The sequence below is a fragment of the Azoarcus sp. CIB genome, from assembly GCF_001190925.1.
Taxonomy (GTDB): Bacteria; Pseudomonadota; Gammaproteobacteria; order Burkholderiales; family Rhodocyclaceae; genus Aromatoleum.
Genome location: NZ_CP011072.1, coordinates 275017 through 287072, shown reverse-complemented (window position 1 = coordinate 287072; position 12056 = coordinate 275017). Strand labels below are relative to the sequence as shown.

At 70.1% G+C, this 12056-nt stretch carries 12 protein-coding genes and 1 pseudogene; 7 read left to right on the top strand and 6 right to left on the bottom strand.

All coding sequences use genetic code 11. The features are described from left to right. Window positions 1-107 precede the first annotated feature (107 nt). Window positions 108-1541 carry an aminotransferase-like domain-containing protein gene (locus AzCIB_RS01100; RefSeq protein WP_050414197.1) on the top strand — a complete coding sequence of 478 codons (1434 nt, stop codon included), beginning with the start codon at window positions 108-110 and terminating at the stop codon, window positions 1539-1541. Window positions 1542-1553: 12 nt separating this feature from the next. On the opposite strand, the gene AzCIB_RS25045 is transcribed toward AzCIB_RS01100, so the two are convergent. The 5 genes and pseudogenes from AzCIB_RS25045 to gmk all read right to left on the bottom strand — a co-directional run bounded on the left by AzCIB_RS25045 (window position 1554) and on the right by gmk (window position 5747). Beyond that, window positions 1554-1901, bottom strand: a complete 348-nt coding sequence (locus AzCIB_RS25045; RefSeq protein ID WP_502685644.1) for a GTP-binding protein — start codon at window positions 1899-1901, stop codon at window positions 1554-1556. 232 nt (window positions 1902-2133) lie between these two features. Then, a pseudogene (locus AzCIB_RS25040) lies at window positions 2134-2667 on the bottom strand (CobW family GTP-binding protein); the annotation flags it as partial. A gap of 7 nt (window positions 2668-2674) precedes the next feature. Next, window positions 2675-4879, bottom strand: a complete 2205-nt coding sequence (locus AzCIB_RS01090; protein ID WP_050414196.1) for a RelA/SpoT family protein — start codon at window positions 4877-4879, stop codon at window positions 2675-2677. Window positions 4880-4913: 34 nt separating this feature from the next. Further along, window positions 4914-5129 (bottom strand): DNA-directed RNA polymerase subunit omega, encoded by a 216-nt coding sequence (rpoZ, locus tag AzCIB_RS01085; RefSeq protein ID WP_050414195.1) that lies wholly within the window; start codon window positions 5127-5129, stop codon window positions 4914-4916. Between the two features lie 3 nt (window positions 5130-5132). After that, window positions 5133-5747 (bottom strand): guanylate kinase, encoded by a 615-nt coding sequence (gmk, locus tag AzCIB_RS01080; protein ID WP_050414194.1) that lies wholly within the window; start codon window positions 5745-5747, stop codon window positions 5133-5135. A 224-nt stretch (window positions 5748-5971) separates the two neighbouring features. Here gmk and AzCIB_RS01075 point away from each other — a divergent pair, with 224 nt between their 5' ends. From AzCIB_RS01075 to AzCIB_RS01050, 6 genes are all read left to right on the top strand, one after another. Beyond that, window positions 5972-6949 (top strand): DUF2157 domain-containing protein, encoded by a 978-nt coding sequence (locus AzCIB_RS01075; RefSeq protein ID WP_050414193.1) that lies wholly within the window; start codon window positions 5972-5974, stop codon window positions 6947-6949. After that, complete coding sequence (locus AzCIB_RS01070) at window positions 6946-8007, top strand: DUF4401 domain-containing protein (RefSeq protein WP_050414192.1); 1062 nt, start codon at window positions 6946-6948, stop codon at window positions 8005-8007. The genes AzCIB_RS01075 and AzCIB_RS01070 overlap by 4 nt, the downstream gene beginning before the upstream one ends. A 39-nt stretch (window positions 8008-8046) precedes the next feature. Beyond that, entirely contained in the window at window positions 8047-8499 is a 453-nt protein-coding gene (locus tag AzCIB_RS01065) for a GDYXXLXY domain-containing protein (protein WP_232299319.1), read from the top strand. A gap of 27 nt (window positions 8500-8526) precedes the next feature. Continuing rightward, window positions 8527-9609, top strand: coding sequence for an extracellular catalytic domain type 2 short-chain-length polyhydroxyalkanoate depolymerase (locus AzCIB_RS01060; RefSeq protein ID WP_050418141.1), 1083 nt, complete (start codon window positions 8527-8529; stop codon window positions 9607-9609). 5 nt (window positions 9610-9614) lie between these two features. Continuing rightward, window positions 9615-10625: a DnaJ C-terminal domain-containing protein gene (locus AzCIB_RS01055; protein WP_050414191.1), complete on the top strand. Its 1011-nt coding sequence runs from the start codon at window positions 9615-9617 to the stop codon at window positions 10623-10625. Between the two features lie 74 nt (window positions 10626-10699). Continuing rightward, on the top strand, window positions 10700-11362 hold the full coding sequence (locus AzCIB_RS01050) for a DsbA family oxidoreductase (protein ID WP_050414190.1): 663 nt from the start codon (window positions 10700-10702) through the stop codon (window positions 11360-11362). 17 nt (window positions 11363-11379) lie between these two features. On the opposite strand, the gene AzCIB_RS01045 is transcribed toward AzCIB_RS01050, so the two are convergent. Further along, window positions 11380-12048 (bottom strand): c(7)-type cytochrome triheme domain-containing protein, encoded by a 669-nt coding sequence (locus AzCIB_RS01045; RefSeq protein WP_232299318.1) that lies wholly within the window; start codon window positions 12046-12048, stop codon window positions 11380-11382. Between the last annotated feature and the right edge of the window lie 8 nt (window positions 12049-12056).

Genomic DNA, 12056 nt, shown 5'->3' with positions numbered 1-12056 from the left:
GTTACAGAACCAGAGAACGTCTCTTATACTGGATACAGTTATCGACGATTACAACTGTATCCGTCGTTCGGTATGCAGACTGCACCCATCGCTCCCGGAGTCCCGCCATGCTCGACGACAGCCAGCCGCTCTATCAGTCGCTTGCACTGGAACTGCGCCACGCAATGACGGACGGGCGCCTCGCCAGCGGCGAGCGCCTGCCCTCGGTGCGCGAAGCGGCGAAAAGCCGCGGACTGAGCATCAATACCGTGCTCGCGGCCTACCGCCAGCTCGAGGCGCACGGCCTGATCGAGGCGCGGCCGCAGTCGGGCTACTTCGTGCGCTCGCGCCTGCCGACGCCCGCAGCCCCGCGCTTCGCGCCCGCGAGCACGATGGCGAAATCCGCGGAGGCAGAAGTCCTCGACCAGATCAGCCGCGTCGTCGCAGCGCAGGCGGATCCCGACACGATCGATCTTTCGCTCGCCTGCCCCAAGGGCAGCACCTTCTATCCCGGCGAGCGCCTGGGCCGGCTGGTGTCGGACCTCGCGCGGCGACGGCCGGAGCTGCTGTCCGACTACAGCCTGCCGCCCGGATCGCTGCTGCTGCGACGCGAGATCTGCCGCCACGCGCAGGATCTGGCGATGACGCTGGCGCCCGAGGACATCATCCTCACCAACGGCTGCATGGAGGCGCTGCAGTTCGCGCTGCGCACGGTGACGCGCCCCGGCGACACGATCGCGCTGGAGTCGCCGACCTACTTCAACCTGATCCCGCTCGCCGAGCGCCTGGGTCTGAAGACCATCGAGGTGCCGACGCATCCCGACACCGGCATGTCCCTCGACGCGCTGGAGCTGCTACTGTCGGAAAAACGCGTGCAGGCGGTCGTGGCCATGCCCAACGTGCACAACCCGCTGGGCACCAGCATGCCGATCGAAGGCAAGCGGCGGCTGGCCGAGCTCGCGAACGAGTATCGCGTGCCGGTGATCGAGGACGCGCTGTACGCCGAACTGCAGTACGCCACCCCGCTGCAGCCGGCCGCCAAGGCCTTCGACCGCGACGGTTGGGTGATCGTGTGCGCGTCCTACACGAAGACGCTGGCGCCGGGCTTCCGCATCGGCTGGATGGAAGGCGGGCGCTTCCGGCGCGAACTCAACGACCTCAAGTTCTGCAGCTCGGTCGCGCAGCCCGCGCTGCTGTGCGAGGCGCTAGGGGTGTTCCTGGAAAACGGCGGCTACGCGCAGCACCTGCGCCGGCTGCGGCGCACCTACGCCGGGCAGGTCGAGCGCCTGCGCGGCCTGATCGACAGCGCCTTCCCTGACGGCACACAGGCGACGCGCCCGACCGGCGGCTTCCTGCTGTGGGTGCAGTTGCCCGCGGGCTGCGACTCGAACCGCCTGTTCGACACTGCGCTCGCACGCGGCATCAGCATCACGCCGGGGCAGCTGTTCTCGCCCGGCGGGCGCTACACGCGGCACCTCCGGCTGTCGGGCTGTTATCCGTTCTCGGACAGGCACGTGCACGCGCTGATGACGCTGGGGGAGCTTGCGGCGCAGCAGCGGTGAGCGGCCGCGCCGCTACCCAGGCATCTGGCCGCAGAAGCTCGCGAGAATGTTCACAACCTCGTCGCGCGGCAGGTCGCGCACGATGAAGACAAGGCGGCTTCGACGGTCGTCGTAGGGCGGACCTGCGGGCCACGCGGGCAGGCTGCTGGTCGGGTAGGCGACGTGCTGCACGCACTGCACGACGCGCGGCAGCGGATCGCCGGCGACGTTGAGCAGACCCTTGATGCGCAGGATGCGCGCGCCGTACACCTGCAGGATCAGGCCGAGGCCGTCGGAGAAACCCAGCCAGTCGAGCGGTTCGTCGAAGCGCAGCACGTAGCTCGTGACGTGCTCGTCGTGGCGCGCCTCGTGCCCCGGCACGGCGGCGGGCGTCGCCCCCGGCCGGCGCCATGCCGGGCGCCGCGGCCGCCTGCGCGCGCACGCGGCCGCGCTCGTCGCCGAGCCAGCGCGCAACGTCGGGGATCTTGCCCGCCGGGTCGTACAGGCCGCAGCCCGACACCGCCTCGGCCGGGACTTCGCCGCGGAACACCTCGATCTGCTGCGCGCCCGGGTTCAGCGTCGCCAGCCGCGCCGCCAGCGCCGCCCGCTCGTCCGCGCCGGCGAGGTCGCATTTGGTCAGCAGCAGGCGGTCGGCCATCGCGACCTGGCGCACGGCCTCGCGGTGGTGGTCGAGCTGGCCCTGCCCGTGCGTCGCGTCGACCGCGGTGATCACGCCGTCGCAGCGGTAGCGCTCGGCGATGAAGGGCTCCTGCATCAGCGTGTAGATCACCGGCGCCGGGTCGGCCAGTCCGGTCGTCTCGACCAGCACGCGCTCGAGGCCGGGGATCTCGCGCCGCAGCGCGCGCATGAAGAGGTTCTTCAGCGCCTTGACGAGGTCGCCCTGCACGCTGCAGCACACGCAGCCGGAGTCGAGCACGATCAGCGTCTCGTCGACCTTGTCGACGAGGTGGTGGTCGACCGCGACTTCGCCGAATTCATTGATCAGCACCGCGGCGCGCGCCATCGCGGGGTCGCGCAGCAGGTGGTTGAGCAGCGTCGTCTTGCCGGCGCCGAGGAAGCCGGTCAGCAGCGTGACGGGGATGCGGCGGTCGCCGTCGTGCGCGGCGTCGGACTGCAGCTCGGCCATGTCGGTCTCAGGCGCGTGTGTCGCTCTTCATGCGGCCGATGCGCACCACTTCCGGCACGCGGCGCACGCCGCGCATCACGTGCGCGAGGTGCATGCGGTCGCGCACCTGCACGGTGAGGCTCATCGCCGTATACAGGCCGCCCTGCTCGTTGTCCATCGACACGTTCTGGATGTTGCAGTCCTCGTCGGCGATCGCACTGGCGACGCGCGCGAGCACGCCGCGCACGTTCTTGGTCAGGACGCGGATGGTGACGTCGAACAGGCGTTCCTCGCCCGCTTCCCACTCGACATCCACCCAGCGCCCGCGGTCGCCGCGCACCTTAGCCACCACCTGGCAGTCGTGCAGGTGCACTTCCAGCCCCTGGCCCTTGCGGATCACGCCGATGATCGGGTCGCCCGGGATCGGCTGGCAGCAGCGCGCGAGTTGCACCGCGATGCCCTCGCTGCCGCGGATCAGGATCGCGCCGGCGGGTTTGGGCTTGATGACGTCCGGACGGCCGGATTCGAGGTCCTGCGCCTGCGCGAGGCGGCGCGCGACGATGACCGGCAGGCGCCGGCCCAGTCCGATGTCGGCGAAGACTTCCTTCTTCGAGCGCATGCTGCGGTCGCGCAGGAAGCGTTCCCACGCAAAGGTGCTGATCTGGCCCAGCGTGAGGCCGTGGGGACGCAGGGCCTGGTTGAGCAGGCGCTCGCCCAGCGTCACCGACTCCTCTTGCTGCGCGCCCTTGAGGAAGTGGCGGATCTGCGCGCGCGCCTTGCCGGTGCGCACGTACGCGAGCCACGCCGGGTTGGGGTTCGCGTGCGCCGCGGTGATGATCTCGATCTGGTCGCCGTTGCGCAGTTCGGTGCGCAGCGGCATCAGGTCGCCGTTGATGCGGCAGGCGACGCAGCGGTTGCCGATGTCGGTATGCACCGCATAGGCGAAGTCGACCGGCGTGGAGCCCTTGAGCAGCGACAGGATGCGGCCCTTGGGCGTGAACACGTACACCTCGCCCGGAAAGAGGTCGATCTTCACGTGCTCGAGGAATTCGGTCGCCTCGCCCGAGGTCGACTGCAGCTCCAGCAGCGACTGCAGCCACGAATGCGTCTTCTGCTGCAGCTCGGTGAGCGTCTTCTCGTCTTCCTTGTACAGCCAGTGCGAGGCGACGCCGCTCTCGGCGATGTGGTGCATCTCGGCGGTGCGGATCTGCACCTCGACCGGCGTGCCGAAGGGGCCGATCAGGGTCGTGTGCAGCGACTGGTAGCCGTTCGCCTTGGGAATGGCGATGTAGTCCTTGAACTTGCCCGGCACCGGCTTGAACATCGAGTGCAGCGCGCCGATCGCGAGGTAGCAGCTCGGCACGTCGCGCACGATGACGCGGAAGCCGTAGATATCGAGGACCTGCGAGAAGGACAGGTGCTTCTCGGCCATCTTGCGGTAGATCGAGAACAGATGCTTCTCGCGCCCGCGCACTTCGGCAGCGAGATTCCACTGCGGCAGGCGCTCCTCGATCGACTGCAGCACCTTGCCGACGACCTCGCGCCGGTTGCCGCGCGCCGCCTTGATCGCGCGCGACAGCACGCGGTAGCGCATCGGGAACTTGTGTTCGAACGACAGTTCCTGCAGTTCGCGGTAGAGGTTGTTGAGACCCAGGCGATTGGCGATCGGCGCGTAGATCTCGAGCGTCTCGCTGGCGATGCGGCGCCGCTTGGCCGGGCGCACGCAGTGCAGCGTACGCATGTTGTGCATGCGGTCGGCAAGTTTGACCAGGATCACGCGCAGGTCGCTCGCCATCGCCAGCAGCATCTTGCGGAAATTCTCCGCCTGCGCCTCTTCCTGCGAGCGGAATTCGATCTTGTCGAGCTTGGAGAGGCCATCGACCAGCTCGGCCGTGGTCTTGCCGAAGCGCTCGGCGATCTCCTGCTTGGAGATGTGCGTGTCCTCCATGACGTCATGGAGGAGCGCGGCCATCAGGGCCTGCGGGTCGAGGTGCCAGTCGGCGACGATGTCCGCGACCGCGACCGGATGCGAGATGTAGGGATCGCCGCTGATGCGGAACTGCCCCTCGTGGGCGCTCGCGGCGAAATGGTAGGCCGTCTCGACGCGGCCGACGTCCTCCGGCTTCAGGTAGGTCGCGAGCTTCGCCTTGAGCTCGGCGAAGTCGAGCGACAGCACGCTCGACGAGGGAGGACGGAACGGCTCGGGGGCGGGAATCGCAGCGGCGGCTTCCATGACGGCACGACTCCCGGCTCCCCGTGTGGGGAGATCAGGCCTGCCCGCGATTGAGGATTTCCAGACCGACCTTGCCGGCGGCGATTTCGCGCAGGGCGATCACGGTCGGCTTGTCCTTGTCGCTCTTGTCGATTTCGACCTGCGGGGTCGAGCCGATGGTGATCTGGCGCGCGCGATAGGTCGCGGCCAGGGTCAGCTGGAAGCGGTTGGGGATTCGTTTGAGGCAATCCTCGATGGTGACACGAGCCATTTTTCAGTCCTGTTCAAGAAAATCGAAATACTGCTGGTGCCGCAGACGCTGCCGGCCGTAGCGCAGCCGCGACGCGCGCACCACCGCGACGAGGTCGTCGATGGCGTTTTGCAGATCGTCGTTCAGTATAACGTAGTCGAATTCCCCCACATGCCGCATCTCGCCGCGCGCGCCCAGCAGGCGACGGGCGATCACATCCTCGCTATCGGTACCGCGGCCGCGCAGGCGCGACTCCAGCGCCTCCACCGAGGGCGGGAGCACGAACACGCCGACCGCGTCGGGAAAGCTGCGGCGCACCTGCTGCGCGCCCTGCCAGTCGATCTCGAGCAGGATGTCGCGCCCTGCGACGATCTGCTCCTTCAACCAGACCCTGGAAGTCGCGTAGTAGTTTCCGTGCACCTCGGCCCATTCGAGGAATTCGCCGCGATCGCGCAGGGTGCGGAAGGTCTCGACGTCCACGAAATGGTATTCGCGCCCGTCCTGCTCGCCGGGGCGCGGCGCGCGCGTGGTGTAGGACACCGACAGGTGCATCTGCGGATCGCGTTCGAGCAGTCCGCGCACGAGGGTCGTCTTGCCGGCGCCGGAGGGCGCAGTGATGATGATCAGGGTACCGGGCATATGTACGCGCCGCATTCCGTGCGTGCGGCGCCTCCGTGGTTCGCAGGTTGATCCGTTGCCGGCATGCGCCGGCCCGCACTCGGGCGGAACTCCGATTGTGCCAGCCGGCACGCGGCGACGCCAAACCCGGCAAAGCGCCGCCAAGGCGGCCGGGCGTTGCGCAATGCACGCGCGCGATCGCCGCGCCTGGTTAAAATGCATATCCCGCCACTCCGGATACGCAAATGTCCTGGACACTCCCCGATCGCGGCGCGCTGCTTGCGCTCGCCGAAGACGGCGCCCTGACGCCGCGACAGCTCGAACAGGCCGCGGCCGTCGCGCCCCTCGTGCCCGCACGCGACGAATGGCTGGCCGGTGCCGACCGCGTGCTCGCGGTCGCCGGCGTCATCCTGCTCGCGGCCGGCCTGATTTTCTTCTTCGCCTACAATTGGGACGCGCTGCACCGCTTCGCGAAACTGGGCATCGCCATCGCCGCGCTCGGCGCATGCACCGCTACCGCTCTCGCGGCCCCGCCCTTTGGCACCGTCTGGCGTGCTGCGCTGCTCGCGGCCAGCCTTGCCACCGGCGCGCTGCTTGCGCTGATCGGGCAGACCTACCAGACCGGCGCGGACATCTGGGAACTCTTCGTCGCGTGGGCCGCACTGATCGCGCCTTTCGTGCTGCTCGCGCGCTCGTCGGCGAACTGGCTGCTGTGGCTCGTCGTCGCCAACGCCGGGCTGCTGCGCTACCTGTCGGAATCCTGGTGGTCGCGCTTCATCGGCGCGCTCGGCGACGCCGAGTCGCTGCTCGCGATTGCCGCGTTCAACGCCGTCGTGTTGCTCGCCTTCGAACTCGGCGGCCATCGGCTCCTCGCCACAGCGCGCCGCCACATCCAGCGCGTCGCCGGCCTGGGCGTGCTCGCGCCGCTCGCGTTCGGCGCCTGCCTGAGCTGGTGGGACGCCGATTTCCGCGCCGCGGGGCTCGCCTTCGCCGTCGTCGCGGTCGCCTTCGCGCATGCCTACCTCGCGCACCGACACGATGTGCCGATGCTCGCGCAGACGGCGTTCGCGACGATCGCAGTCGCCACGTCCGCGCTGATCCGCGTGATGCCGCACGACGTCGGCTTCTTCACGATCAACCTCGTCGCGGTGTTCGTGATCGCGAGCACCGGCGTCGCCGGCGTGTGGCTGACCCGCCTCTACCGCGAAGGACGCAACTCATGAGCGCCACACCTTCCCCCCCGCTCCTCGAACGCCTCGGCGCTGCCGGTATCGCCGACGCAGCGCAGCTCGCCGCCCTGCGGGGGGCAACGCGACCGCCGTGGTGGCTCGCACTGCTGCTCGGCTTCGCGGCGTGGATCGCGGCGCTGATGATCATGTCGTCCTTCTTCGTCCCCCTCCTCGCCTTCGGCGACGGCCCCGTGGCACGCGCCTTCGGCGGCATCCTGCTTGCCGCGGCGAGCATCTTCCTGCTCCGCCGGCGCAAGCCCTTCACCGACCAGATGGGCCTGGCGTTCTCGCTCGCAGGCCAGGCCCTGGTCGTCTCCGCCTTCGCCGACCGCTTCTTCGACCTGGCCGAGGGCTCCGACTTGCTCGCGCTCGCAGCGCTGGCCGCCAGCCTCGCGATGGCCGCCATGCCCTCGTCCAACCTGCACCGCAGCGCGTGCGCGCTGATCGCGCTGTCCAGCCTGGCGTGGCTGATCGGCCCCGGCACCGGGCTCGCGCTCTTCGGCATCGCGCTCGCCGGCGGCGCCGTGGCGCTGTGGCTCGCCCGTCCGGCGTGGTCCGCCCACCCGCAGGCGCCGCTGATCAAGGCGACCGCCCATGCGCTGACCCTCGCCGCGTTGATCCTCGCCCCCTACGGCCATGCGCATTCGGCGCTGACGCTGCTCGAAGAGGCGCTCACCGGCTACCAGACCGGCTTCGTGCTGCCGGTGTATCGCATCGGCGCCGCGCTCGTGCTCCTCGCCACCACGGCGTGGCTGTGCCGCGACGCCGCCGCGCTGCGCCTGCCGGCACTCGCCGGCGCGCTGCTCTTCACCCTCGCCGCCCACCCCGCGCCCGGCCTGCTGGTGGCGGTCGCCGTGCTGCTCGCGGCCTTCCACGCCAGCCACCGCCCGTGGATCGCGATGACGCTGGTGTTCGCGACGCTCTACCTCGGCGAGCTCTACTACAGCCTGCAGGACACGCTGCTGATGAAATCCCTCGCACTGATCGCCAGCGGCGCGGTGCTGCTCGTATTGCGCACGCTGCTGCGCGCCCGCACGCGGAGGACTGCATGAACCCGAAAACCCTGCGCGCCGCGCTGGCCGCGGCCCTTCGTGCTGGTGACGGGCGCGGCGCTGTACGCCGTGCGCGACAACGAGCGCATCCTCGCCGAAGGGCGCGTCGTGCTGGTGCACCTCGCGCCGGTCGATCCGCGCTCGCTGATGCAGGGCGACTACATGGCGCTGCGCTACGCGGTCGACAACGAGATCCTGCGCAGCGAAGGCGAAGGCCGCTATGCCCACCTCGCCGTCGATCCGGAAGGGCGCGCGAGCCTGGTCGGGCTTGGCGACCGCCTGCCGGACGATCCGGCGCTGGTCGCGATGAAGCTGCGTTCGCGCGACGGGCGCGAAACGGTCGGACCGAACGCCTTCTTCTTCCAGGAAGGCCGTGCCGACGACTTCAGCGGCGCGCAGTGGGGCGAGTTCCGCGTCGATGCGAGCGGCAAGGCGCTGCTCACGCACCTGCGCGGCGAAGACCTCGTGCGGCTCGGAGAGAACCGCCGCTGAGCGGCCGCATCCGCTATCGTGCACGGCATGACACGGTCCATCCGCTCCATCGCGCGCCTGCTCGCCGGCCTCGCCCTCGCCTCGCTCGCGGGCGCCACGCCGGCTGCCGACACGCCACCGCCGCTGCCTGCGCTCGGGGCCAGCCTCGCGCAGCTCACGGTCTCGGGCGTCTCCTCGGGCGGCTACATGGCCGTGCAGTTCCAGGTCGCCCATTCCGCGCTGGTGACGGGTGCCGGCATCCTCGCCGCCGGCCCCTACGAGTGCGCGACCGGCAGCATGTGGCGCGCGCTCAACAACTGCATGAATCCCGGCACCGGCGCGCATACCCCGGGCGCCGAACAGACGCTCGCCCGTGTACGCGAGGAGGCCGACGCGGGCAGCATCGACCCGCCCGCGGGCCTGCGCGACGACCGGGTGTGGGTGTTCAGCGGCGGCGCGGACCGCACCGTCGAGCGCCCGGTGGTGGACGCGCTGCTCGATTTCTACCGGCGCGTGCTGCCCGGCGACGCGGTCCGCTTCGTCGAGGTCGGCGAAGCCGGTCACGCGATGATGTCGGTCGCAGACCCGCAGCCGAACGCCTGTGCGACCTCGGAACCGCCCTTCATCAACCGCTGCGGCGACCTCGACGCCGCGGGCGAGCTGCTCGCCCATCTCATCGGGCCGCTCGCGCCGCGCAGCACGCCGCCTGCCGGCGAGCTGCTCGCCTTCGACCAGCGCCCCTTCACGGGCGCCGCGCCGATCGAGCTGAGCCTCGCCGACCGCGGCTATGCGTACGTGCCGACCGCCTGCCGCGAAGGCGGCTGCCGCGTGCATGTCGCCTTCCACGGCTGCCGCCAGGGCGAGGCGCAGGTCGGCCGTCGCTTCGTCGAGGGCGCCGGCTACAATGAATGGGCCGACAGCAACCGGCTGATCGTGCTGTATCCGCAGGTCCGGCCGCGCAGCGGCTTCGCCTGGGGATCGCTGCGCTGGGTGTACAACCCGAAGGGCTGCTGGGACTGGTGGGGTTACGCGGACCCGGATTACGCGACTCGTAACGGCGGACAGATCCGGGCGGTGCGCGCGATGCTCGAGCGCCTCGTCGCCCCGCTGCCGCCCCGACCGGAGCGCTGAACGACATGGATGCCCACGATCTGCTCGGCCTCGCGCCGGGCGCCAGCGCGCATGACATCAAGCGGTCCTTCCGCCGCCTGGCGATGCTGTGGCACCCCGACCGCAACCCCGACCCGCACGCGCAGGAGCACTTCAAGGCCCTTCGCGCCGCCTACGAAAGCCTGCTCGCCGACCTGACGTCCGCGACACCGGACGACGAAGCGCCGGATGCGGACGAAGACGCCGGGGATGCGGCGGAAGCGCGCGGCGCGGACCGCAGCCAGGACCTCACGCTGACGATCGAAGCCGCTTTTTTCGGCGGCGAACGCACGGTCGAGCTCGAAGGCGACGGCGAATGCGGCGCCTGCGCCGGCAGCGGCGAGGAAGTCTTGCGCCACACGCGGCTGTGCGCGAGCTGCCACGGCACCGGCCGCACGCACGGCCGCCACGGGCTGGCCCCATGCCGGCACTGCGCCGGACGCGGCTATCTGAGCAAGCAGGCCTGCCCGAGCTGCCACGGCAGCGGCCGCCAGCGCACACTGCGGCCCGTGATCGTGCACCTGCCCGCGGGCATGCTCGACGGCGAGGAAGTGCGCGTCGACGGCGCCGGCGACCCCTCGCCCGAACTGCCTCCCGGCGACCTCGTGCTGCATATCCGGCTCGCGCCCCACGACCTGTACCGCCTCGAAGGCCGCAATCTGGTGCTGGAGCGCCCGGTCAGCGCGCTGCGCCTGCTGAGCGGCGGCGAGCTGGCGATTCCCTTGCCCGGCGGCACGCGCACCCTCAAGCTGGAGCCGGGCCCGGCGACGATGCGGACGCTGCGCGTCGCCGGTGCGGGCTTCCCGGGGCGCAAGGGAAAGACCGCGGGGGACCTGATCGTGCATCTGCAGCCGCGGCTCCCCGAGGCCCCGGACGACGCGATGCGCAGCCTGCTCGAACAGCTCGACGCCCTCGCTGCGGCGAATCATTCCCGCCACCTGCCGGATGTGGCACTCTGGGAAGCACGCTGGCTCGGCGACCAGGCAGAAGAGTCCTGAAACTCCCGCGCCCGCGGCGCCCGCACCACCTCCGGCCGGATGACCCACCCGGCCCCTCACCTGACCCCTGATCCATGATTCTCGATATCGATTTCGTTTCCGACTTCGTCTGCCCCTGGTGCTTCCTCGGCAAGACGCGTCTCACCCGTGCGCTCGAACAGGTCCGCGACAACCATCCCGACCTCGAAGTGCGCGTGAACTGGCTACCCTTCTTCCTCAATCCGGATACGCCCGCCGCGGGGGAGCCGTACCGTCCCTTCCTCGAGGCGAAGTTCGGCGGACGCCGCGGCGCCGACGAAATGCTCGCACGCATCGCCGAGGCGGCCGCTCCGGACGGCCTGCAGTTCGCCTTCGATCGCATCGCGACGCGCCCCGACACGCTGCTCGCCCACCGCCTGACTTACCGCGCACAGTCGCAGGGCCACACGGCGGCACAGATCAACGCCCTCGGCGAGGCGCTGTTCGCCGCGCACTTCCAGCAGGGGCGCGACATCGGCGACATCGCGACGCTGGTCGACATCGCCGTGGAAACGGCGGGCGACAAGCGCGAGGATGTCGAGGCCTACCTGGAGAGCGACGAGGACGCCGCAACGGTCAAACGCATGGCGGCGCAATTGCAGAAGCAGGGGGTCAACGGCGTGCCCTTCTTCATCTTCAACCGCCGTCTCGCGGTCTCGGGCGCGCAGACGCCCGCGGCGCTGGGCGCGGCGGTGCTGCAGTCGATCCAGAACGCCTGAGCCGCGGCGCGCCCCGCTCAGTGCGCAGGCGTCGGCGGCGCAGCCGCGGGGTGCACCGGCAGCACCTGCGGCGGCAACGCGGGCGTGCCGTCCGGATTCACGCTGTGGCAGCGGTAGCAGTTGCGGTGCGTGATGAAGGCGACGCGGTCGTGGCACTTGCCGCAGAACTGGCCGCGAAAGATGTCCTCCATGCGGATCTGCGTGCTGCCGGCCTTTTCGGCGAACGGGTCGGGGTGGCAGTTCTTGCAGTCCAGCCACTCGGTGTGCGCGCGATGCGGGAAGCGCACGTTGGGCATCTGCTTGGTGTTGCGCAGGATCACGTCGAGATCGAGCGGCGGTTCGCGGTCCTTGCCGTCGATGCGCTGGCGCGGCTTGATCAGCCCCTGGCGCAGCGCGTTCATCCAGTCAATCTTGCCGTCGCGGTCGCGCGGCAGGTCGCCCAGGGCCTCGTCGGCGCGCTGCAGGCGCTCGTAGGCCGGACTGGTGGGATCGTAGAACTCGTCGGTCGTGCGCTGCTGGCCGACCGCGCGCGGAGCCGCTGCGGGTGCGGCCGTCGCGGCCGGCATCGCTTCCTCCGCAGGCGGCACCTCCACCGTTTTCAGGGCCGCGCCGGCATGCGGGGCCCCCGCGTACAGGACGGCCGCGACCAACAGGCCACCCAGCCAACGCAAGAATTTTTTTCCCATCAGCTCAA

Coding starts and splice junctions, on each gene's coding strand:
- AzCIB_RS01100 (WP_050414197.1), top strand. CDS start 108: ATGCTCGACGACAGCCAGCCGCTCTATCAGTCGCTTGCACTGGAACTG.
- AzCIB_RS01090 (WP_050414196.1), bottom strand. CDS start 4,879: ATGGAAGCCGCCGCTGCGATTCCCGCCCCCGAGCCGTTCCGTCCTCCC.
- rpoZ (WP_050414195.1), bottom strand. CDS start 5,129: ATGGCTCGTGTCACCATCGAGGATTGCCTCAAACGAATCCCCAACCGC.
- gmk (WP_050414194.1), bottom strand. CDS start 5,747: ATGCCCGGTACCCTGATCATCATCACTGCGCCCTCCGGCGCCGGCAAG.
- AzCIB_RS01075 (WP_050414193.1), top strand. CDS start 5,972: ATGTCCTGGACACTCCCCGATCGCGGCGCGCTGCTTGCGCTCGCCGAA.
- AzCIB_RS01070 (WP_050414192.1), top strand. CDS start 6,946: ATGAGCGCCACACCTTCCCCCCCGCTCCTCGAACGCCTCGGCGCTGCC.
- AzCIB_RS01060 (WP_050418141.1), top strand. CDS start 8,527: ATGACACGGTCCATCCGCTCCATCGCGCGCCTGCTCGCCGGCCTCGCC.
- AzCIB_RS01055 (WP_050414191.1), top strand. CDS start 9,615: ATGGATGCCCACGATCTGCTCGGCCTCGCGCCGGGCGCCAGCGCGCAT.
- AzCIB_RS01050 (WP_050414190.1), top strand. CDS start 10,700: ATGATTCTCGATATCGATTTCGTTTCCGACTTCGTCTGCCCCTGGTGC.
- AzCIB_RS01045 (WP_232299318.1), bottom strand. CDS start 12,048: ATGGGAAAAAAATTCTTGCGTTGGCTGGGTGGCCTGTTGGTCGCGGCC.